We start from the raw sequence: 22,537 nt of genomic DNA on the forward strand, positions 1-22,537 counted from the left end.
GGAAGCAGATGGCTGGTAAATAATTTATTTTTACTTTTGGACCATGGATAGTGCTACCGTTCCGCACAGATCGAAATTAAGATTTGCCTGCGGGGTTTTCTTCTTCATTTCTGGCTTTGGATATTCGTCATGGGCATCACGCATACCATCTATTCAACAACAGCTGCATTTAAATGAGGCACAGTTAGGGGCGGTTTTGTTTGCTTTGCCAATAGGGTTAATGCTTACCATACCCATAACAGCAAAAATGCTGAAGCACTTTAGCAGCAAAAGTATTATGCTTACTGGCGCCATTGCTTTTAATTTATTACTATGTGTGCCCGGCTTTACCACCTATGTGTGGCAATTGGTAATACTGCTTTTTTTCTTTGGCTCTGCACGTAACATATACAACCTGTCAACAAATTCGCAGGCGGTGAGTATCCAGGCTTTTTACCCCAAATCTATCATGGTAACCTTTCATGGTATCTGGAGCATTGCCGGTTTTGCCGGGGCAGCTGTAGGATACGTAATGGTATCCTATAATGTAGCGGCATCCTGGCACCTGTTAATAGTGGGCATTGCCATGCTGATTACAACGGCCATTTTTTACCCGCACATTTATTATGAAAAACCAGTGGTTACATCAGGTACATCGGGCTTTAAATTACCCGATAAGCACCTGGTAAAATTTGCACTGATATGTTTTGCATCGATGGCCTGCGAAAATACCATGTATGATTGGAGCGGCATTTATTTTCAAAAGGTAGTTCATCCGTCTAAATCTGCTGCAACAGCGGCATTTGTGGTTTATATGGTATCCATGACCATTGGCAGGTTTACTGGGGATAGGCTGGTGGCCTCGGCAGGGATTAAAAAAGTACTTACGCTCAATGGTATCCTGGTAACTGCTGGTTTATTGTTTTGTATTATTTTGCCTTATACCTATACCACTTATATTGGTTATGCCATGGTAGGGTTGGGGGTATCATGTATTGTGCCCCTGGTATTCAGCATGGCGGGCAAATCGCAAAGCATGAATACCAGCCAGGCCCTTGCCGCAGTTTCAACTGTAGGCTACCTGGGTTTCCTGATTATACCACCGGCAGTGGGTTTTATAGCACAGGCCGCAGGCTTGCGCTGGGCATTTGGCATAGTTGCAGGTTTTGGTGCGTTGATTATTGTGATGGTATCGCAGCTGAAGGAAGAGCCTGTTGCAGTTTCACCGGTAAGCTAATTATAGCATATTCGGCACCGGAGGGTTGGCAATACGGTACCTCACCTAATTAACCTGGATAAAGGTCAACGCCTATTACCTACTGAATGTCATTGCACAGGGCGCAGATCATGAATTTGTAAAATCACGTGCCGGGATCAAAGATAAATGGGCAAAGAATTACGGGTTTACTTTATAAGTAATACCTTGGTGGCATAAAACAAATAAACAGACCGTCATTGCGAGGTACGAAGATAACCGACCGCAGGGAGCTCATTAATACCTATGAAAATAAAAACACAACATTAATAATCCCAAACTATACAGATCGGATTTGCAATGCTACTCTGTAAGGCGGGGATTGCTTCGTGCCTCGCAATGACGCCTGGATATGTTCTTCATCATTAGAAGTATAAAAACATTAATAAATCAAATTTAAACAGCTTCTAAAAGCCTTTAATTTATCTGCTATGGAATTATCTCTTCATATTATTCTGCAAAAGCCACCTGCCAATGTCGACTTTGGTCTGCAAAAAGGATCGGGCAGCATATATGAAACTGTACAAACGCAGCGATCCAACTCGGAAGACCTGCATTTTTACTTAGCCGTTAATATTAAAGGCGACAGGTTAAAAGACAGTTTGCCCAAATTCAGCAGCCCTTATGTACAAGGCCCATACCCAAACAATTTTATTTATATAGATATAGGAACTTTGGCCGGGCAAATTGGCTCCTGGGCAAGAAGGCTTAAAATACCATTAACCGGCATTACCTGGGATACTATTGATCAGCTTAATGCAGGCCCTAAATTAATCCTGGAAACAAAGGTACCAGGGACTGCAAAAGATGGAACACCAAATTGTGCAACTGTTAAGCCTTTTGATGGCTGGAAAATAAATCAGCATAATTAAATACATCTCACATAGTTAAAAACATAAACACCCATCATGGAAACTCAACACGAAGTAACAACAGAATTATTCATCAAAATGGCAATATCAAACTGGGAACTGCAAAATACCCGTTTAAATGCTTTGTTGGATAAACTTACTGACGACCAGCTTGCAGCCCAAACTGCGCCCGGTCGTAATACAGGTAATTACCTGCTGGGGCACCTGGCTGCAGTGAGTGATGGATTATTTACTTTTTTGGAACTTGGCGACAGGCTTTATCCAGACCTGGACAGGATTTTTCTTAAAAATTCCGAGACATCCGGACTTGAACGACCATCGATAGGTGTAATCAAGGAATACTGGCATAATGTAAATACTGCACTCAAACAAAAATTCGATACCATGCAACCTGCAGAATGGTTTACCAAACACAGCGCCGTATCTGCAGAGGATTTTGCGAAGGAACCTCATCGTAACAAACTGAATATCCTGATTAACAGAACTATTCACCAGGGATACCATTTGGGACAGCTGATTTATTTGGCAGAGAAGTAGGGGGAGGGGTAAGTGTTAAGAATAAAGACAGGTTCAGGCTCAGGCACAAACCTGCGAGTTATTATAAGTCATTGATTATCAATTCGTTTTTACACATAGCCTCTTACCCGTCATACGAGTAACCACCAAGATAATCCTGGAAAAAATGGCGATGACGTGCTGGTTTTAGGGGCTAACAACAACCATGTCATTGCGAGCGCAGCGCGGCAATCGCGAACTGTGCAGGTCCGCTCTGTATAGCATGCGATTGCTTCGTGCCTCGCAATGACATAGATTATATTAAAAAACAGTACTGAAAATCAATAACTTACAAACACGTCATTATAAGGTACGAAGCAATCCCCGAATTACAGCTACCGTGTGTACACAAGTGAAAAAGAACAGCCTGCACCGTTAGGTGCTACTTATTTGTAGAAAAGACATGCCCATTAACCTTTGCCTCGTAGAGGCTACACTCCAATATCAATGTTAATTGCCTTGTTAATAGGGGGGTGCACCTATGGAGCAATCTTGTCTTTTGTTCAAAATTACTACAAACAGGTTGCTCCTAATGGAGCATACTTACTTGTGTACACACGGTAGGAATTACAGAGTAGCCGTGCAAATCCGATCTGTATTTTGGGGATTGCTTCGTCGTACCTCCTCGCAATGACGCTCTTTTTTAAGATGTCATTACTTTTTTTTTCCAGCCACGCTGGTAGGTAATGACGCGTGGAATTGCGCTTCTCCTGATTCTCAACTCTTAATTCCTCTCCCACCTCCTGACATTTAGATGATCTCAATTTTACAAAGCGATGGTACTATGGGCCGATAAACAGTTATATATTTGCTTAACGCTGTTAAATAGTTTATCGCGTAAATAAAATGGCCAGTAAAGAACGTATTCAACGCTTAAAAGACGAAACCAGGATCAACATCCTGGATGCCGCGCTCCATATTGTAAAAGAGGAGGGATGGCAAGCTTTAAGTATGCGCAAAATTGCCGATGTAATAGAATATACCGCACCTATCATATACGAGTACTTTGCCAATAAAGAGGCTATCCTGCTTGAACTTGCCCGCAAAGGCTATCTTATTTTAGCGCAGGATTTGAGGACGGCTCATGAAAAACATCGCTTACCAGAAAAACAACTGGAAGCCATGTGGCTGGCTTACTGGAACTTTGCTTTTGCCAACAAAGAGCTTTACCAGATCATGTTTGGAGTAACTACAAATTGTTGTTGCGAGGAGATCAATAAGCTCGAAGAATCAGTAATGCCATGGGACCTGTTCACCGATGTGATTGGAAAAGTAATGCATATTGATAACCCTGCTTCTGATATCATCTGTACTAAATATTACACTTTTTGGTCGGTTGTACATGGTTTGGTATCTATCAACCTGTTAAGCCGCGGTTCATCAGACGACATTAATCGCCAGGTACTAACGGATACTATCACTGGCATCATCAAATCCATTAAACCGGATTGATTTTTTAACATAATTTTAACATTGTTAAACCATTTAACACTGTTAAGTAAACAAAAACAAATAACATCATCATGGATCTTAACTTTTACATAACATTAATAAACAGCATAAAACTATCTGATGCTACTAAATCTGCAAAGCACCATTAGCACAGCTAATTTTTAATTATATGGTTATCATTTAACCTTATTACACACATATAATAATAACAAGAAAACAATTAACTCAATATATAACAACCGGCCGCAAGGCTATTTTTCACAAATCATCTATCACTTTAAAATTAATCATCATGAAAAGTATCACATTAGCGCTCTTAGCACTTACATTATATGGTTGCTCGCCCAAGCCGCAAACGCAGCAGGCGCCACCTCCACCAGCATTACCTGTAGCAAGTATAACATCAGGCAATCAAACCACTTACCAGGAATATCCTGCATCTATAGAAGGTACTGTTAACGTAGAAGTAAGGCCGCAGGTAAGCGGTGCATTAGACAAAGTATTTGTTGACGAAGGCGCCTTTGTAAGCGCTGGTCAGCCTATATTTAAAATAAACGATCAGCCTTACCGCGCAGCATTAAACAACGCTTTAGCAAGTCTGCATGCTGCGGAAGCTGCCCAGGGAAACGCGCAACTGGAAGTAGATAAATTAACTCCATTGGTTGAAAACAAAGTAGTTTCTGATTACCAGTTAAAAACAGCAAAGGCTGCTTTCCAGGTTGCTAAAGCCAATATCGAATCGGCTAAAGCAAATGTATCAACTGCACAAATCAATTTGGGTTATACCCTCATTAAAGCACCTGTTAACGGTTATATAGGTCGTTTACTTAAAAAACAAGGAAGTTTAGTTACTCCGCAGGATGTTGAAGCATTAACACAGCTATCTGATGTACACGATGTGCATGTTTACTTCTCTTTAGGCGAAAAGGATTTTGTAAGTTTTAAAGAACAATATCCCGGCGAAACTTTGAAAGACAAGCTGAAACACTTACCATCAGTATCATTATTATTAGCTGATGGCAGCGAATACGCTAAGCAAGGTAAAATCGATGTGATCGACGGCCAGTTTGATAAAAATACCGGCGCTATCACCATCAGGGCAAACTTTGCCAATCCGGATGGTTTATTACGTGCCGGCAACACCGGTAAAGTGCGCCTGAGCTTACACCATACCGATGCATTAATTGTACCGGAATCGGCTACTGTTGAAATGCAGGATAAAGTATTTGTTTTTGCCCTTGCAGATAGCAACAAGGTGAAAAAAGTACCTATCAATATCATAGGCAAAAGCGGCGAAAACTACCTGGTTAAAGATGGCCTTAAAGCCGGCGACCAAATTGTGTTAAGCGGTATGGACCACTTAGTTGAAGGTACGGTAATAGCACCTCAAAAAGCGGCCGATAAAGTTGCTGCTGTAGTTAATAAATAAGAATCAAGAGTTAGAATTTAGGTAAAAGGCGAAAGGCCAAAGGTGAAAGGTTTAATTGGTTGCCGTTTGTATCGTTCATTTACGAAATGATAAATAGCGTCTGATAAATCCGAAGTCGAAATTCCGAATTCCGAAATTAAAATCACAAAATCATGTTTCAAAAATTTATAGAAAGACCGGTACTCTCCACAGTGATCTCCATATTATTGGTGATAGTTGGTGTACTTGGTTTAACAAAACTGCCCTTAGAGCGATTCCCGGATATTGCCCCTCCGGCAGTATTGGTATCTGCAGTTTACCCGGGCGCTAATGCCGAAACTATTTTACGTTCTGTTACGCCTTCATTAGAAGAAGCGATTAACGGTGTGGAAAATATGACCTATATGACCTCAACCGCCAGTAACGACGGTTCGTTGGGTATCACCGTTTATTTTAAACAAGGTACCAACCCCGATCAGGCGGCGGTAAACGTTCAAAACCGTGTTTCACAGGCTACAAGCCAGTTACCTGCCGAAGTTGTGCAATATGGTATAACTACTACCAAGCAACAAAACAGCTTCATAGGTGCTATGGCTATCTATACGGAGGATCCAAAAAAATACGATCAGACCTTTGTGGCCAACTATGCACAGATCAATATTGTACCCGAAATTAAACGTATTACGGGTGTAGGTTCGGCCAGTATTTTTGGTGGTGTTAAGGATTACTCCATGCGTGTTTGGCTTAATCCCGCACAAATGGCTACTTACAAAGTTACACCCGCCGAAGTAATGGCAGCTATACAGGACAAAAACCTTGAAGCCGCGCCTGGTAAATTTGGTGAGCGTAGTAACGAGGCATTTGAATATGTAATTAAATATAAGGGTAAGCTTACCAAACCAGAGGAATATCAGAATATTGCTATCCGTGCAAATGCAGATGGTTCTGTATTGCATTTAAAAGATGTAGCCCGTGTTGAATTGGGTGCTTACTCTTATAATAGCGTAAGTAACCTGAACGGGCACGACGGTATTATTATTGGTATCATACAGTTGTCGGGCTCAAACGCCAACCAAATTCAGATTGAGATTGATAAGCTGATGATAAAGTTATCAAAGGATTTTCCTGCCGGCATCAAATACAATCAGTTCTATCGCACCAAAACCGACCTTGATGAGTCAATTAACCAGGTTGAGCATACACTGGTAGAGGCTTTTATACTGGTGTTTATAGTAGTATTTATATTCCTGCAGGATTTCAGGTCTACCCTGATCCCGGCTATAGCAGTTCCGGTAGCCATTATCGGTACCTTCTTCTTCATGAATCTATTTGGCTTCTCTGTTAATCTTTTAACCCTGTTTGCATTGGTGCTGGCCATAGGTATTGTGGTGGATGATGCTATTGTGGTGGTAGAGGCGGTACATGCCAAAATGGAACACGACCCAAGCCTTACCCCAAAAGCAGCAACTACCGAGGCTATGCGCGAAATTACAGGCGCTATTATATCTATTACGCTGGTTATGGCAGCCGTATTTTTACCGGTAAGCTTCATGGTAGGTTCAACGGGTATATTTTACCGGCAGTTTGCGTTAACCATGGCCATAGCTATCATTATATCGGCTGTTAACGCTTTAACCTTAAGTCCTGCACTTGCCGCTTTGTTTTTAAAGAACAAACATAGTGCAGATGGTCATAATGAACCTAAAAAAGGGTTTTTAGAAAAATTTTATGCAGGCTTTAATGGTGGTTTTAATTATATGACCAACAGGTACGTAGGCGGCTTAAAGTTCCTGATCCGTAAAAAATGGTTGAGTATAGGCGGACTTGTGTTGGTAGTAGCAGCTACAGTTTACCTGGTAAATAAAACAAAAACCGGCTTTATCCCTACCGAAGACCAGGGTTTTGTGGCCATAGCTGTTAATACACCATCCGGAACTTCGTTAAGTGGAACCAATAAGATTTTTAAACAGGCCGAAGATCAGCTGAAAACTTTACCATCAGCAAGGTTTGTTACCGCGTTATCTGGTTTTAACTTTTTAACACAATCCAGCAGTCCATCAGCCGGGGTAATTTTCCTGTTGCTAAAACCTAATGATGAAAGAGGCGCGGTCAAAAATATTGATGATATACAGAATATAGTAAGAGGGAAATTAGGTGGCATACCAGGTGGTACCTTCTTCGTATTTAGTTTTCCAACCGTTCCCGGGTTTAGTAACGTGGAAGCGCTTGACGTGATGTTGCAGGATAAAACCAACGGCAAGCTGGATAAATTTAGCGGCGTTGCCAATAACTTTATAGGAAAGCTGATGCAGAAACCGGCTATCGCTTATGCCTTTACTTCTTATAAAGCAGATTATCCCCAGTTACAATTAGAAGTTGATGACGAAAAGGCTAACCAGCTGGGTGTAAATGTCAAAGACATTTTGCAAACTATGCAGGCTTACTTCGGTACTGCACAGGCATCAGATTTTAACCGCTTTGGTAAATACTACCGCGTGGTAGTTCAGGCTGATATTGCGGATAGGACAGATCCTTCAGCAATTGACAGGGTGTTTGTTAAAAATAAAACCGGCGAAAACGTACCTATCAATACACTGGTTAAACTAACCCGTGTGTATGGTTCAGAAACTGCCTCACGTTACAACCTGTTCAACTCTATCGAGATCAACGCTATCCCAAAACCGGGTTATAGTTCCGGTGATGCCATTAAGGCCATCCAGGAAACAGCCAAGGAGCAATTACCGTCGGGTTTTGCCTACGAGTTTGCTGGCCAAACCCGCGAAGAAATTTCTTCGGGAGGGCAGTCGGCAGTTATATTTATGCTTTGTTTGATATTTGTATATTTCTTATTATCAGCACAGTATGAAAGTTATATATTGCCATTGGCGGTAATCCTTTCAATCCCTACAGGTATATTGGGTGTGTTTGTGGTATTAGGCTTAACCGGTATCGAAAACAACATTTACGTACAGGTAGCCTTGATCATGCTCATCGGTTTGTTAGCCAAAAATGCTATCCTTATTGTTGAGTTTGCAGTACAGCGACGCAAGGCCGGGCATGGTTTGGTTGAATCGGCAATTGAAGCCGCAAGGTTGAGGATACGCCCTATTATCATGACTTCGCTGGCTTTCGTATTCGGTTTATTCCCGATGAGTATTGCAACCGGTCCATCTGCACAAGGTAACCACTCGATAAGTATTGGTGCTGCCGGCGGGATGGTATCAGGGGTACTATTAGGTTTATTCATCATCCCGGTATTGTTTGTGATATTCCAGGGATTACAGGAACGAATTAGTGGTGTGCCATTGGCTGTACTGAACAACGATGGATCAGATCATAAAAAAGGGCATGCCATTGACGCTAAAAAATTGGAGCTACAGAATAATTAAGAATAGAATCAAGAGTAAAGAATCAAGAGTCAGGATAGAAAAGTAAAAGTTACAGAATAATAGGATTGAAGATTGTCTTCTGTCTTGATTCTTGACTCTTGGTTCTTGACTCTTTCAAAGCAACAAACAAATGAAACGATATACAACCCCATTAGCTTTTGCATTACTTATGGCCTTTTTAAGCGCCTGTAAAGTATCAAAAGATGTGGAAACACCCAAAGCAGAGCTGCCTGCAAATTTTAGGAATAGCGTAGCAGCCACCACTGCCGATACCAGCAGTATTGCCGATATACAGTGGAAAAACTTTTTTACCGATGCAACCCTGCAAAAGCTGATTGATAGCGCTATTGCTAAAAATTACGATATGCAGATAGCTGTAAAAAATATAGATGCAGCCCAACAGTTATTTAAACAGGTAAAATGGAACTATGTACCAGAGGTTGCCCTGAATGTTACCGCAAGCTCCAACCGCCCAAGCGATAACAGCATAACAGGTTTGAGCATTGCCCAATATAACATTGGCACAAAACACGTTGAGGACTACTCGGCAAATTTAGCCCTTTCATGGGAAGCTGATATCTGGGGTAAGATCCGCAACCAAAGCCGCCAGGCGCTTGCACAATACCTGCAAACCACCGAGGCAAAAAAGGCAATTCAAACCAATATTGTGGCAGGTGTATCACAGGGATATTATAACCTGCTGATGCTGGATGCGCAGTTGGACATTGCCAAAAAGAATGTGAAACTGAACGATAGTACCTTAAGGATCATTCGTTTACAGTATGATGCCGGGCAGGTTACCTTATTGGCGGTACAACAGGCTGAGGCACAGCAACAATCTGCAGCCCAGTTGGTGCCACAATTTGAAAGGAATGTAGCCGTGCAGGAAAATGCCCTGAGCATATTAGCCGGAAGACTCCCTGACAGCATTGAACGAAACGGTACTTTAAACGACGTGAAGTTCCCTGAAACTTTAACCGCAGGCGTACCATCTACCCTCATCAGCCGCAGGCCCGATGTAAGGAGCCAGGAGCTGGCTTTAACCATTGCCAATGCCAAGGTGGGTATTACCAAATCAGAAATGTATCCTGCATTAAGGATCACTGCAAGTGGGGGAGTTAACTCCTTTAAAGCCAGCAATTGGTTTAACATACCTGCCGCCTTGTTTGGTATTGTTGCAGGTAGCGTTGTTACGCCTTTGTTACAGCACAAAGAACTAAGTACCCAATACCAGGTTGCTAAAATCGACCGTGAAAAAACAGTTCTTCAGTTCAGGCAGTCGGTATTGAATGCAGTTGGCGAGGTATCAGATGCACTGGTTAAAATTGAAAAACTTAAGCAGGAGCAGGCCATAGCTGCAAACCGTGTAAAAACCTTACAGCAGGCAACTACCAATGCCAGCCTGCTGTTCAAAAACGGCCTGGCCAATTACCTTGAAGTAATAACAGCCCAAAGCAATGTACTGCAAGGCGAACTTGCCCTTGCCTCTATAAAAAGAGATGAGCTAACCGCAACCGCCGATCTTTACCGCTCATTAGGCGGTGGATGGAAATAATTGTTTTAGTGAGTGATTGATTGGTGAATAGTTAGCTGCATCAGTTAACTTAGTAACTAATGTGAAAAAAGGCCGGTCGTATTTAAATACGACCGGCCTTTTTTGTGGAGACCTTTTATAATTTATCTCAGATAACAAATCTCGATTAATCTCGATTTTTCTTTATTTTTTCTACCAAAAAAGTGGGATAAATATCGATAAAAACCGCATTTTAATGCATATTTCCCACATTTTACAAATAAATTACCGGCATTACCCGAAAAATACCTATCATAGCAGTTACCCAATAATTTGAACTTGCTTTTTTGAATGAAATTTAAATTTTTAGCAGCGCTGCTCCTGGTGTCGTGTTATCTGAAGGCGCAAAACTTAAATATAATCCCGCAGCCCCGGTCGGTTGTAACCGGTGTAGGGCAAATCAGTATTAATAACCGGTCTACCATCGGTGTAAGCGATACCTCGTTAACCGCTTTGGCCTTTTACTTTCAAAAGGAATTATTTAAAGCAAAAGGCTTATCGCCCGAGGTAAGCAACGGAGATTCCAAAAGTTCAATAAAGCTTATTTTAACCAATACAAACCAAACTATTGGGGCATACTCACTCAAAATTGCCCCCGACCAGGTAACCATATCATCCTCCAATAAGGAAGGTGTTTTTTATGGGTTAATCTCGCTTTTACAGCTCATTAAAGATCACCCGAAAGAAGGCGAAAACCTTACCCTGGCATCAACAGATGCAACAGACGCGCGGGGGTACCAAAATATTATTCTGACATCCACCGAAATAACCGATGCCCCACGATACCAATGGCGCGGCCTGATGCTGGATGAATCACGGCATTTTTTTGGCAAAGAAAAAGTAAAGCAACTGCTAAACTGGATGGCTTATTATAAACTGAATAAATTTCACTGGCACCTTACCGATGTACAGGGCTGGCGCATTGAGATTAAGAAATATCCAAAGTTAACCGCTGTTGGTGGAATTGGCAATTACAGTGATACCGGTGCCGAAGCCGAATATTACACCCAAAACGATATCAGGGAACTTGTAGCCTATGCCGCCCAACGCTTTATAACTGTAATTCCCGAAATTGATATGCCGGGCCATGCCACAGCGGCAAATAAGGCTTATCCCGAATATTCGGGGGGAAGTGTTGCGGGTTATCCAAACTTTACTTTTAATCCTGCTAAGGAAGAAACCTACCAGTACCTGGCCAATATCATAAAAGAAACCAACTCGCTTTTTCCTGCCAAAATGATGCATTTGGGTGGTGATGAAGTGATTTTTGGCATAAAGGCATGGAGTTTGGATACGGCTATAGCCAAGCTGATGCAAACTAAAAACTTTGCAGATGTCGGCGAACTGGAACGTTATTTTTTTAAGCGGATGACAGATACGGTTACCAGCATGGGTAGTAAGATCCTGGCATGGGACGAGGCTGCTCAAACCGATCTGCCGCCCGGCAAAACCATTATTTTCTGGTGGCGCCAAAACCTGCCCGGGCAACTGAGCCTGGCATTGCAAAAAAATTACCAGGTGGTGCTTTGCCCGCGTTTGCCGCTTTATTTTGATTTTATGCAGGATGGCGGGCATATAGCCGGCCGGAACTGGAATGGCGTATTTAACCGGGTTACAGATGTTTATAATTTCCCCGACAGGCAATTACCGGCAGACCAGCTTGCATCGGGCCAGGTAATTGGCGTACAGGCCAACATCTGGACAGAAAAGATAGCTTCGGAACAACGCCTGGATTTTATGCTTTTCCCGCGGATTGCCGGTCTGGCCGAAGCCGGATGGACGGCACCCGAACTCAAGAATGAGGCAGCATTTAATGAAAGGCTGCAGGCGGGTTTAAAAAACTGGGATGCAGATAATATTTACTACTATAACCCATTTAATCCATCGGCCCATCCCGAGGCTGTTGATTTTGCACCGGTCATCAAAAAAACTTACGTGGCCGAGAGACATAGCCGCCGGCATAGTTCAAAGAAACTGCATGCCAGGGCTTCTAAAAAAGGGAGGGCGACCATCTCAAAATCTCATAAATCATCGGCCAAAGCATCAAAAAGCAAACCGCATAAAAAAAGGAAATAACCAACAGGCTATTTCCTTTTCAAAGGCTTGTTAATTTAGCCTACCGGTAAGTTGAAAGGTGGGTGGTTTTGATGCTAAGCACAAATGATTTACCTACACTTATTTTAACGTTTTTATCAAGTAACATGGCTTTAACTGCGTCATCGCCTTTAATGGCTTCAAAAAGATCGCGTGCTACGGCCGATCCGCTGATGTTGTTGGTAACCTTGCCATTTTCCATGTTGATATTGAAGGTATAACCAGATTTTCCACGATCGCCCGCAGATTCAAAATCAGTTATGTTTAGTTTAAATTGTTGATCTTCATTCAGGCTTTTTTTCAAATGCAGACGGATAACGGGCATGTACCTTTTCCAGGTAGTTAAATACTTTCTTTCTTCCATGATATGCTTAATCTATATAAAAAATAAAGCCCCTGTAGGTGTTCTTTTACCCGGGCTTTGAAGGATCTTAAGAGCAGGGGATCAATACCTCCAGATCTTATATTTATTTGTGTGATTTGATGTTTTGAAACCGCAGTAATGAGGGACAGCTACTCCCGGAATAATATTACCGCATAACAATTCAAAGCTACCTAAATAAAAGTGTACTAAGGCAATTTATATTTCTATATTAATTACACCTGTAATGTATTGTTAATCAATCATTCAGGAATACTAACCCTATGCTGTAGTAATAATGCAGCGGCAATCATCCCTGGTTTTTAGTCGTGTTTTGTAAATGCTGATGCTTGGTATTGGAAACTTGCAGCCAATTACAGTTACAGACAAAGAAAAATAAGTGTGATGGTTTAGGAAGCTTTTACCTATATTGGGGCATGAGATTGTAAAGCAAAGGAATTAATCGCCCCGGTGTTTTACTTAAGAAGATCTCAACCAATCATTATGTTTAATATCCAGGCAATTACAACTTACGCAGTTGTAGCTAAAAAGCTATTCTATGATGATTTCTGTATTGATGATCTTCGCATTTTTATGTGTACTGATTATACCCTTACGCGGTCCTTCCAAAAACAATAACATCAAACGCAAAAAGCCCAGGGACTTCTCCAAATACGCTGTTACCAAAGATGGCTGGCTGGAAATGATGGATGAAAACAAAAAGTAGTAACGATAATTTTATTTTACTGAGTATAAGTATTTTACAACTCTATAATGAGGTGCGGAATATGTCATCATTTCAAATTTAATTTACACTTGCGCAAATTCCCATAAATAAAGACATTTGCCCAGGTATGAATACAAATACGCTATCAGAGATAACATTTCAACCCGCAACATCAACGGAGCATTTTGAACAGATAGTTCGGTTACAAAGTCAAAACCTGTGCAAAACATTAAGCACCGAGCAACAGGAGCAGCAAGGCTTCCTGTTTGCAGAGCATACCGTATCCTTATTGCAATTAATGGCATCGCAGATACCACAGGTCGTAGCATTGCATAAAAACCAAGTAGTAGGCTATAACCTGGCCATGACTGCTACTATGGAAAATGAAGTGCCCACTCTTGCACCCATGTTCAGGGAGTTTCATAAAAACCAATACCGGGGCAAGCCTTTAACTGCTTACAAATTTTTTGTAGGGGGACAGGTTTGTGTTGATAAAGATTTTCGTGGCCTGGGTTTATTAAGCAAACTTTACAACGCCACGGCCAGCCAGGTAGCGGAAGATTATCAACTTTGTATAACAGAAGTAGCTATAAGGAACATCAAATCGTTAAAGATCCACCAAAAAATGGGGTTTGAGATTGTAAGCAGCCACAACGATGGGTTGGAGGACTGGAATGTGGTTGTGTGGGATATCAGAAACCTTTTGTCATTGGCAACGCATTGAAGGATCTGTTATTCGTCATGCTTCTTCGCCCTGTACGGTCTGCTAATAGGTGCTTCACTGCGTTCAGCATGACAAATGCTACTTACACCAACTCCCTTTCCCGCTTCATTACTTCGGCGATTTTTATGCCCTGCTTACGTACCTCCTCATTGCGCACATAGCGTTTATCGGCACCCAGGCTGGGTTTGGTAATGAAATCATAAAACATCCTGGTCCATGATTGGGTTGAATCCAGGTGCTGGTAAAAATCTTGGGTGATCTTATAGTACTTCGGTAAAAGCCGGCCGGGAATGTTCATGATATCGTGATGCTCGTTATGGTAACCCACGTTAAAGCAAACCAGGTTGAGCCAGCCGTAGTAGGAATTAGTTTCCTGTCCCTCCCGGAAAATAAAATGTTCATGAATAAAATGCCCGGCTGCGGGATGAAGACTAAAGCCCCATAAGGTGGAAAGAAACAGGTAAATGATAGCTATCTTCCCTAAAAAAACAAAGATCAATACATCGGTAATTATCAGCGTAATGATATTGGCCCATTCCCAGCGTGTAGGTTTGGTATCAAAACCTCGTACCAAAAACAGGAAAAATATATAAAAAAACAGCCATACAAACTTCCTGATTCCCGATTTGCCTACCATTTTAACCTCCCAATGGCTGGGGAAGTCGTTATCTACATCCTCGATACCTAAATGGGAGTGGTGTTTCATATGGTGGGTTCTGAAAGCGATTGCTCCGGGCACTAAAACAGGGATATTTGCAAAAATTGCCAGGGCTTTGTTCTGTGCCGGGGTTTTCAGCATCAGGTTGTGTGCCATTTCATGCACAGCCATTGCCGACCAATGGTTCATAGTACCGCCAACTACGTATGATAGCAGGATTATTTGCCACCAGTAAGCTCCAAAAGAGGGGAACCAGGCGCTAACACCCCAGGCAAAACTAATTTGCCCGGCTACTATAAAAAATGTAAGCAGAGCCGCCCAGGGATCATAGCCCATTAATTGCTTTACTTCCGGGTGTTTTTTTAATACGGCTATCCGGCGCAGAAAATGAATATCAGGTGTTTGGATACTTTCAAATGGAGTATTTGTTTTCATAATGATGTATTTAGGTTAATGCAAAGTAAAATAAATCTTTAAAAAATATGGACAGTAGTTGTACTTAATTTAACCACGTATTAATACCTGGTTAATATTACCGGCACATTTTAACCCGGCGCTTGCCAAAACTTTTTATGTGTGGTAAGCCGATAAATACTTATCCGGGCAATTTCCCGTTTTAACTGGCAGCAAAGGATTTAAGACATCTGCCAACAAATTGTCATTATATTCCTTTTATTTATATATCCGTTAAACCAGTTTAGGCTGAATAGCGATTATTTTTTTATGTTTACTAAAAAATTAAACTTAACTATGAAAGTTTCAAAAACGCAGTTATTTCCTTTACTTATTGCATTAGCGGCCATTACTTTTCCTGCTTGTAAGGCCAAAAAATTAGTGGAAAAACCGGCCCCGGTAGAAACCGAAAAAATGTATGCGCCAACTCCAAAGCCGACACCGCCGCCTGCACCGGCCCCTGCGCAAACACCGCCGCCGCCACCTGCAAAACCAAACTATAATTTCAGCAATATCCAGTTTGAATTTAACTCTGCTGTATTAAAAACCGGTTCATACCAGGCCCTGGATCAGGCTGTGGTTGAAATGAAAAAAGATGCTACTGTAAAGTTTGTATTAAACGGTAATTCATCTGCCGAAGGTACCGACCAGCGTAATATGGAACTATCTGTTGAAAGGGCCAATTCGGTAAAAACTTACCTTGTAAACAGTGGTATCAGCGCCGATAATTTAACCGTTAAAGGTTATGGCGAGAGCAAACCTGTTGCCGATAACACAACCGAAGAAGGAAGAGTTTTAAACCGCAGGGTCGAGATCAAGTTAAATCAATAGCTAAAAATCAGCTTTATAAATTATTAATGCCCCGGTAGGATTCCTCACCGGGGCATTATAGTTTATAGTGGGCAACCATTGTGCTTTAAAGTTCGTAATGTTTAAAACGTGTTTAGAAGGTGTATGGAAATAAATGAATAAATAGCCCCTCTAAATCTCCCCTGGTAGGGAGACTTTGGAAGAGCTTTTAAGCCCTCCTTTCCGGAGCGGGGCTGCAGCTTCCAGGCACGTTAACAACAATACTTTATCAAACGTTTTGAAGCATATTTTTAAAGGAATTTTAACCCTGCTTAACAAACAGGAAAAAAACAGGTTGTACAGGCTCATCCTGTTCGATGTGCTTATCAGCATACTTGATATTTTATTTTTAGGATTACTGCTAATCGTTATCAGCTTCTACACCTCGGGCAAGCCCATTAGCCACCATTGGCTTCCCAACACCTGGTTCAACCAGGATTCGGTACTGCTTATTGGCGTGTTCCTGACATTCTATTGTTTAAAAAACTGGCTCGGTTACCTTATTATGCGCTTTCAGCATCACTTTTTTTATGGGGTGGCTTCGCGCTTATCCCAAAGAAATATTTTACATTACCTTAAAGACGATTATATAAAATTTATAAACGTTGATTCATCGGTACATATCCGGCAGATCAGTCAGCAACCTATCGAGTTCAGTCATTATATACTAAACAACGTTCAGCAGATCATATCGCAAAGCATTCTCATTTTTTTTTCCGTTGGCGCAATATTAATTTACCAGCCTATATTGTTTTTATTATTGTTGATGTTGCTGGTACCACCGGTAATTATCCTGGCTTACTTCATCCGGCGAAAATCAAAACAGGTACGGGTGCATACCAAAATAACAAGTGAAAAGAGCATACAGTATTTACAGGAATCGTTATCGGGCTTTGTGGAAAGCAATATTTATAATACAAGCGATTTCCTGGCCGCGAGGTATAACAATTACCAACAACAATTAAATAATAACATTGCCACACAGCAAACCCTGCAGGCTTTGCCATCAAGACTGGTTGAAGTGTTTGCCATATTTGGTTTTTTTATTTTGGTGTTCGTTAATAAGTTTTCGGCCCATGGCCCTGTGATAAGTATGCTTACTATCGGTGTGTTTATGGCCGCAGCCTATAAGATCATTCCGGGTATTATCAAGATCCTGAACAGCAGCGGCCAAATAAAAACCTATGAGTTTACTCTAAATGATCTGCTTGCAGTGAAAGAATCAAAGATACCTGCAAAAAACGATTTGCTTAATATTGATGAACCCATCAGCGCTATCCGTTTTAATAATGTCCGTTTTAGCTATAAAGAACAAACCGTATTAAACGGGATTAGCTTTGAAGTTTGCACAGGCGATTTTGCGGGATTTTCGGCAGCATCCGGCAGCGGCAAAACCACGCTTATAAACCTTGTCCTTGGTTTTTTAACTCCCGAATCCGGTTACATCGATATAAACGGCAGGCCTGCTGATACCATAAAAAGACAGCATTACTGGACAAAGATCGTCTATGTAAAACAACAAACTTTTTTTATTCATGATACCATCCTTAAAAACATTACCCTTAACGATAAACAGCACAACCGCGAAAAACTGGCTGAGGTAATAACTTTTTGCGGACTTGAGCCACTATTATCGGGCTATGCTGAAGGGATAAATAAGATAATCAGGGAAAATGGTAAAAACCTAAGTGGTGGCCAAAGGCAGCGTATAGCGCTGGCAAGGGCGTTATATCATAATTTTGATGTACTGATACTGGACGAGCCCTTTGGCGAAATGGATCAGCAAGCCGAAAACGCTATACTTGACCAATTAAAGCTACTAACTGCCCAGGGCAAGATCATATTATTTATTACGCACAATGTTGCAAGTTTAACTTACTGCAACAAAATAATTCCCCTTGTAAATGAATAAGTTAAAAGCATTAGTGATATTAACTCCGGGCTTCCCGGCAGATAGTAACGATACTACCTGTGTACCACCCATGCAAATTTTTGTAAAAGCTTTAAAACAAAATAACCCGCAGCTACATGTTATCGTAGTCACTTTTCAATACCCTTATACCACTTCGCGATATAACTGGTATGGAGTTGATGTTATACCGCATGGAGGTAAGGGCCGGGGGCAGTTATTCAGGCTAATTACCTGGAGGCGTGTATGGAAAACCCTAAAAAAACTGCATAACACTTATCAGCTTACTGGGCTGCTGAGTTTTTGGATAGGAGAATGCGCCTATATTGGCGACCACTTTGCAAAAAAGTACAGCTTGCCGCATTACATATGGCTGCTTGGCCAGGACGCTAAAGCTGGTAACGAGTACGTGCACCGGATAAAACCCACAAAGGAATCATTAATAGCCATATCAGATTTTTTGGCAAATGAGTTCAGGATAAATTATGGCATATTGCCTGCACATACCATTCCTACAGGTATTGAAACTGCGCTTTTTAATACGATCCCTGTCGAAAGGGATATTGATATCATGGGCGCGGGTTCCCTTATCCCGCTTAAACAATATCATTTGTTTATTAAAGTAGTTAAAAACTTAATTGCTCAATTCCCCCATATAAAAGCGGTTATTTGTGGTAAAGGGCCCCAAATGGAGAATCTAAAGAAGCAGATAAGCAGGCTAAAACTGGAAAATAATATTCGCTTAATGGGAGAACTGCAACACCCGGAAGTACTTGCCATGATGCAGCGCTCAAAGGTATTTTTGCACACATCATCCTATGAAGGTTATAGCACTGTTTTAAGTGAGGCCTTATATGCGGGATGCCACGTAGTGAGCCTGGTTAACGGCATGAATGCCCGGCCACCTCAACACCATGTGCCCGATAATGCAGAACACTTACCGGAAATAATTAAAGATCTGCTTAAAAATAAAAACCTGGCCCATGAACCGGTTTTGGTTTATCCTCTTAAAACAGTTACAGCGAGGGTGGCCGCTTTATTTGGCCATTAAGGTTTTACAAATATTAACCAGGTCATCGGCTATGTTTTTTGCAGTAAGATTTTGGTTAAAGTGCCTTATAATGGCATTAGAAAGTTTTTCGCGGTTTGTGCCTGCAATAATTCCCAATAACCGGGCAAGGTCGCCGGCAGCACCGGGAGCGTACAGAAAACCATATTTACCATTTCCTGTCATCCTTTTAAAGGATGGCATATTGGTAATAACCGGGGTACAGCCGCACGCAAGAGCCTCTAACAAGGCATAGCTGGTGGAGTCTTTATGACTACCGGATACATAACAATCGGCTGCGCTATACCAGTACGGCAATTCGGTATTAGGTACTTTGCCAATCAATTTCACCGCTTTTGATAAAGCCTGGTTTGAGTTAAGTTTTTGCTTTACCTCGTTCAGCAGATCCTCTGTAGAGTATATCATATAAAGTCTTGCCGCAGGATTTAAATGCAGGTGCTGTTCAAAACCGTTTAAAACAGTAAGCGGGTCTTTGTGTTCGGTTAATCTGCCAACCCATAAAAAGTTGCATTCGCCGTTCATTCCTGTGCGTCCTTTGCTTAGCTGCTTATCCATTCGCGTAAAACTGGTTGATGCCTCTAACAGTTCAAATATACTTGCACCCGGTTTTATGATGTTTGCATTTTGCCACGGCACAGCATCCCCGGCGGCTGTAAAAACAAAGCCGTTTGCTAAACTGCATGCTATTTTCTGGAATAAACCCTTTATTCCGCCAAACGGTAATTCGCTATGGTGCTGAATCAATATTTTAAAACCTGTACCGCAAAACAGCCTTAAAAACATTACCTGCAACGGAAACATGAAGCCCTGTACAAGTACTATATCAGGCTTAAGTTTTTTGATAAATAAATGTGTTTTAACAGAAACCGACCAGAACCGGTTTTTCCCCTTAAAAAAATAATAAGGAATGTCGTCCATCACTACATGCTGCTCAAAAGATGCATGCTTAACAAACGTAACATCGATGCGGTTTTTAAGATAAGCGGCAAAAGCCATGGCAGGGGCGTGGTTTTCCCTAACCTGTTGCGGCCTGGTATAATTTAGGTGTGAATGATAAGTAAGGTCGATCAGTTTTATCAATTTTATAGTATTTGATGATGTATAAATGTTACCGGGAACATAGCGCCGGATAAATAAGATTGAATGGATAAAATAAGGCTACCTATATCTCCTTCCACGTATTTGTAAGCATCGCCCAGTTTAATCAGGCTAAACGGCTTCCCTTTAAGCTCAACGGCCAATGCAGGTAATAGTCCCTGGTCAAACAAACGGATGTTTCCTTTATGTATCACCAGTTGGATATCGGCTGCCTGTGCAGCGAAAAAGGCATCGTATTTACCTGTTTGGCCATTTGCTTTTGCAATTACAAGATCGGCATATTTGCCTGTCATAATTTCACCGCTATTTGTTTTCCAAACGCTTGCTGCTGTTTTATTCAGGGCTTGATACAATTCCTCATTCTTAAGCATCCCTGTATTCTGCGCCGTATGAATATGATCCCAGATGTTCCAGCCGCTGGTAAGGGTCGAATCGGTACCAAAAAGAACGTTTGTAAAAGGTTTCAGCTTCTGTATAGGTGCTGTCCTGTCCAGCAGGAAATAGTTCGACACAGGGCACCACACAATGGCTTTAAAATACGGGGCTTGTTCCCTGGTCATGGCCACCGCGTGGATGCCGATAAGGTCGCGGGCCAGTTTATTCCAGCTGATAAGGCTGTCAATTTCTTTTTCGGCCTGCTCATCGGTTCCCTCGCCGGTATGAATCACTACCGGCAGCTTCCTGTTAAATGGATTATTCAGCTTTATTTTCCAGTGTTTTTCAAAGGCCGCCGAATGTAGGTCGTGTGTATCTTCAATTATATCGATCAGCGCATGCGCAACAAATAATTGTTCGCCATGATTTACTACCGTAGTAACCCCACAAAGCAGGTTTTTGTAGATGCCCCACAGTGTACGCAGACGTTGCGGAATAGCAAGTACTGCATTTATTTCGTACTTAAACTCTTTATGAATGTAAGTTCCCCATTCGGTGTAGTTATTATAAAAGCGATTACCTAACTGCGGGAAAAGGTTAAAATCAAGATGATCATGCGAGTTGATAAGGCCAGGGAAGATGATGGAATCTTCAAAATACAGCTGCAGGCTATCATCAATAATATCATCGGGACCAACGCCGGTTATTTTGCTCCCATTGATACCAATGTTTACCACCTTTCCGCTATCGGCCAACCTCACATTATGCAGTATCATCTATGTTAAACTATTAATTCACACAATTTGGTATAGGTTTCAAGCTTTGTGCATGCTGCTTTTAGCTTTATTTAAATTCCTTTTTAAATGAATACCATAAATAATCGGGAAACCCTTGTATTTTTCATACACATGCATGGCTTTCGCATTTTCATAGAACGATTTCATGGAGTCGTCAATTTTTATTTCCTGCTGGCTTACCAGGTGAAAATTGTTTTTTAACAGCACATCTTTTATAGTAAAAATAGGGTGTATGTAGTTGCGCACCACTATCAGGGTATTATTGTGCTTAAAAGTACGTTTGCCGCCAACCGCCAACGTGTGCGGGTGAAAATCGGTAATAATAATTTCACTATCAGGTTTTAGTATTCTGCACCACGCCTGCAAAGCTTCTTCAATATCTTCAATATGCGCCACTGTAAGTGTTGAAACAATGATGTCAAAAGAAGCATTCTGGGTGTCTGCAAAAGTATTATCCTTAACCCGGCGAACATGTGCTAACGGATATTTATCCTTTAATTTCCCAAGCATACCGCCCGATACATCAAAGCCCGTAAGGCCGGCCGGTTGTTTAGCTAAAATTGCAGGCCATTGCCTGCCGGTGCCGCAACCTATATCAGCCACTTGTTTGCCTTTAATATTTACATTTTCAATAAGGCTTTCAAATAGCCTTTTATCGAGCTGAAGCATTAAGTTTCCGGGCTGCATATCATAATCAGATGACCACAGGTCATAAGCTTCCACTGCACTTTTTTCAGTAATGGCAGGGGAGCCTACCTTGCTTTTAATATAATTTTTGAAAGTAACCAGCATCTGTACGGGTTTATAACAATAACGGGCAAAAAAGCTATATGGTTGCCCGTCATTTTTATTATATGCAGGCAACCCCTGCGAGATATGCAGCGTAATGTATAAAGAATAGTTTTATAGTTGATCTGGGTTAGGAGCGATGGGTGTAAAA

General features: G+C 41.5%; 18 protein-coding genes. 13 read left to right on the forward strand and 5 right to left on the reverse strand.

The annotated features are described in order from the left end of the window. Positions 1-43: 43 nt before the first annotated feature. The 8 genes from AC1DQW_RS06285 to AC1DQW_RS06320 all read left to right on the forward strand — a co-directional run bounded on the left by AC1DQW_RS06285 (position 44) and on the right by AC1DQW_RS06320 (position 12,559). Positions 44-1,216: an MFS transporter gene (locus AC1DQW_RS06285; protein ID WP_477453300.1), complete on the forward strand. Its 1,173-nt coding sequence runs from the start codon at positions 44-46 to the stop codon at positions 1,214-1,216. A 449-nt stretch (positions 1,217-1,665) separates the two neighbouring features. After that, a complete protein-coding gene (locus tag AC1DQW_RS06290; protein ID WP_477453301.1) occupies positions 1,666-2,106 on the forward strand; it encodes a DUF5990 family protein in 441 nt (146 codons plus the stop codon). A gap of 36 nt (positions 2,107-2,142) precedes the next feature. After that, positions 2,143-2,643, forward strand: coding sequence for a DinB family protein (locus AC1DQW_RS06295; protein WP_477453302.1), 501 nt, complete (start codon positions 2,143-2,145; stop codon positions 2,641-2,643). An 864-nt stretch (positions 2,644-3,507) separates the two neighbouring features. Then, complete coding sequence (locus AC1DQW_RS06300) at positions 3,508-4,113, forward strand: TetR/AcrR family transcriptional regulator (RefSeq protein WP_477408537.1); 606 nt, start codon at positions 3,508-3,510, stop codon at positions 4,111-4,113. Between the two features lie 292 nt (positions 4,114-4,405). After that, positions 4,406-5,542, forward strand: a complete 1,137-nt coding sequence (locus AC1DQW_RS06305; RefSeq protein ID WP_477453303.1) for an efflux RND transporter periplasmic adaptor subunit — start codon at positions 4,406-4,408, stop codon at positions 5,540-5,542. A gap of 152 nt (positions 5,543-5,694) precedes the next feature. Beyond that, positions 5,695-8,910 carry an efflux RND transporter permease subunit gene (locus tag AC1DQW_RS06310; protein ID WP_477453304.1) on the forward strand — a complete coding sequence of 1,072 codons (3,216 nt, stop codon included), beginning with the start codon at positions 5,695-5,697 and terminating at the stop codon, positions 8,908-8,910. A 130-nt stretch (positions 8,911-9,040) separates the two neighbouring features. Beyond that, entirely contained in the window at positions 9,041-10,465 is a 1,425-nt protein-coding gene (locus tag AC1DQW_RS06315) for an efflux transporter outer membrane subunit (RefSeq protein WP_477453305.1), read from the forward strand. A 309-nt stretch (positions 10,466-10,774) separates the two neighbouring features. Then, complete coding sequence (locus AC1DQW_RS06320) at positions 10,775-12,559, forward strand: beta-N-acetylhexosaminidase (protein ID WP_477453306.1); 1,785 nt, start codon at positions 10,775-10,777, stop codon at positions 12,557-12,559. Positions 12,560-12,599: 40 nt separating this feature from the next. Here AC1DQW_RS06320 and AC1DQW_RS06325 read toward each other — a convergent pair whose 3' ends face one another. Beyond that, positions 12,600-12,941, reverse strand: a complete 342-nt coding sequence (locus AC1DQW_RS06325; protein WP_295718674.1) for a hypothetical protein — start codon at positions 12,939-12,941, stop codon at positions 12,600-12,602. Positions 12,942-13,497: 556 nt separating this feature from the next. On the opposite strand from AC1DQW_RS06325, the gene AC1DQW_RS06330 reads away from it, so the two are divergent. Both AC1DQW_RS06330 and AC1DQW_RS06335 read left to right on the forward strand, forming a co-directional pair. After that, positions 13,498-13,665 (forward strand): hypothetical protein, encoded by a 168-nt coding sequence (locus AC1DQW_RS06330; RefSeq protein ID WP_477453307.1) that lies wholly within the window; start codon positions 13,498-13,500, stop codon positions 13,663-13,665. A gap of 127 nt (positions 13,666-13,792) precedes the next feature. Continuing rightward, a complete protein-coding gene (locus tag AC1DQW_RS06335) occupies positions 13,793-14,389 on the forward strand; it encodes an N-acetyltransferase family protein (RefSeq protein ID WP_477453308.1) in 597 nt (198 codons plus the stop codon). An 82-nt stretch (positions 14,390-14,471) separates the two neighbouring features. On the opposite strand, the gene AC1DQW_RS06340 is transcribed toward AC1DQW_RS06335, so the two are convergent. Continuing rightward, positions 14,472-15,482 (reverse strand): fatty acid desaturase, encoded by a 1,011-nt coding sequence (locus AC1DQW_RS06340; protein ID WP_477453309.1) that lies wholly within the window; start codon positions 15,480-15,482, stop codon positions 14,472-14,474. A 315-nt stretch (positions 15,483-15,797) separates the two neighbouring features. Between AC1DQW_RS06340 and AC1DQW_RS06345 the strand changes: the two genes are divergently transcribed. From AC1DQW_RS06345 to AC1DQW_RS06355, 3 genes are all read left to right on the forward strand, one after another. Next, entirely contained in the window at positions 15,798-16,331 is a 534-nt protein-coding gene (locus tag AC1DQW_RS06345) for an OmpA family protein (RefSeq protein ID WP_477453310.1), read from the forward strand. 175 nt (positions 16,332-16,506) lie between these two features. Beyond that, positions 16,507-18,261, forward strand: coding sequence for an ATP-binding cassette domain-containing protein (locus AC1DQW_RS06350; protein ID WP_477453311.1), 1,755 nt, complete (start codon positions 16,507-16,509; stop codon positions 18,259-18,261). Continuing rightward, the gene (locus tag AC1DQW_RS06355; protein ID WP_477453312.1) at positions 18,254-19,309 is read left to right on the forward strand and encodes a glycosyltransferase; all 1,056 of its coding nucleotides are present in this window, start codon (positions 18,254-18,256) and stop codon (positions 19,307-19,309) included. Before AC1DQW_RS06350 ends, AC1DQW_RS06355 begins: the two co-directional genes overlap by 8 nt. On the opposite strand, the gene AC1DQW_RS06360 is transcribed toward AC1DQW_RS06355, so the two are convergent. From AC1DQW_RS06360 to AC1DQW_RS06370, 3 genes are read right to left on the reverse strand one after another with little or no spacing between them, the layout of a single operon-like run. Continuing rightward, a complete protein-coding gene (locus AC1DQW_RS06360) occupies positions 19,295-20,407 on the reverse strand; it encodes a glycosyltransferase family 4 protein (protein ID WP_477453313.1) in 1,113 nt (370 codons plus the stop codon). The genes AC1DQW_RS06355 and AC1DQW_RS06360 overlap by 15 nt on opposite strands. Positions 20,408-20,409: 2 nt before the next feature. Then, positions 20,410-21,576 carry an amidohydrolase family protein gene (locus AC1DQW_RS06365; RefSeq protein ID WP_477453314.1) on the reverse strand — a complete coding sequence of 389 codons (1,167 nt, stop codon included), beginning with the start codon at positions 21,574-21,576 and terminating at the stop codon, positions 20,410-20,412. 39 nt (positions 21,577-21,615) lie between these two features. Continuing rightward, positions 21,616-22,389 (reverse strand): class I SAM-dependent methyltransferase, encoded by a 774-nt coding sequence (locus AC1DQW_RS06370; protein ID WP_477453315.1) that lies wholly within the window; start codon positions 22,387-22,389, stop codon positions 21,616-21,618. Positions 22,390-22,537: the final 148 nt, after the last annotated feature.

The sequence above is a fragment of the Mucilaginibacter sp. P5_A4 genome, from assembly GCF_056400605.1.

Excerpts from the sequence above, each read along its gene's own strand:
- AC1DQW_RS06285 (WP_477453300.1), top strand. The coding sequence starts at position 44 with ATGGATAGTGCTACCGTTCCGCACAGATCGAAATTAAGATTTGCCTGC.
- AC1DQW_RS06290 (WP_477453301.1), top strand. The coding sequence starts at position 1,666 with ATGGAATTATCTCTTCATATTATTCTGCAAAAGCCACCTGCCAATGTC.
- AC1DQW_RS06295 (WP_477453302.1), top strand. The coding sequence starts at position 2,143 with ATGGAAACTCAACACGAAGTAACAACAGAATTATTCATCAAAATGGCA.
- AC1DQW_RS06300 (WP_477408537.1), top strand. The coding sequence starts at position 3,508 with ATGGCCAGTAAAGAACGTATTCAACGCTTAAAAGACGAAACCAGGATC.
- AC1DQW_RS06305 (WP_477453303.1), top strand. The coding sequence starts at position 4,406 with ATGAAAAGTATCACATTAGCGCTCTTAGCACTTACATTATATGGTTGC.
- AC1DQW_RS06310 (WP_477453304.1), top strand. The coding sequence starts at position 5,695 with ATGTTTCAAAAATTTATAGAAAGACCGGTACTCTCCACAGTGATCTCC.
- AC1DQW_RS06315 (WP_477453305.1), top strand. The coding sequence starts at position 9,041 with ATGAAACGATATACAACCCCATTAGCTTTTGCATTACTTATGGCCTTT.
- AC1DQW_RS06320 (WP_477453306.1), top strand. The coding sequence starts at position 10,775 with ATGAAATTTAAATTTTTAGCAGCGCTGCTCCTGGTGTCGTGTTATCTG.
- AC1DQW_RS06325 (WP_295718674.1), bottom strand. The coding sequence starts at position 12,941 with ATGGAAGAAAGAAAGTATTTAACTACCTGGAAAAGGTACATGCCCGTT.
- AC1DQW_RS06330 (WP_477453307.1), top strand. The coding sequence starts at position 13,498 with ATGATGATTTCTGTATTGATGATCTTCGCATTTTTATGTGTACTGATT.
- AC1DQW_RS06335 (WP_477453308.1), top strand. The coding sequence starts at position 13,793 with ATGAATACAAATACGCTATCAGAGATAACATTTCAACCCGCAACATCA.
- AC1DQW_RS06340 (WP_477453309.1), bottom strand. The coding sequence starts at position 15,482 with ATGAAAACAAATACTCCATTTGAAAGTATCCAAACACCTGATATTCAT.
- AC1DQW_RS06345 (WP_477453310.1), top strand. The coding sequence starts at position 15,798 with ATGAAAGTTTCAAAAACGCAGTTATTTCCTTTACTTATTGCATTAGCG.
- AC1DQW_RS06355 (WP_477453312.1), top strand. The coding sequence starts at position 18,254 with ATGAATAAGTTAAAAGCATTAGTGATATTAACTCCGGGCTTCCCGGCA.
- AC1DQW_RS06365 (WP_477453314.1), bottom strand. The coding sequence starts at position 21,576 with ATGATACTGCATAATGTGAGGTTGGCCGATAGCGGAAAGGTGGTAAAC.
- AC1DQW_RS06370 (WP_477453315.1), bottom strand. The coding sequence starts at position 22,389 with ATGCTGGTTACTTTCAAAAATTATATTAAAAGCAAGGTAGGCTCCCCT.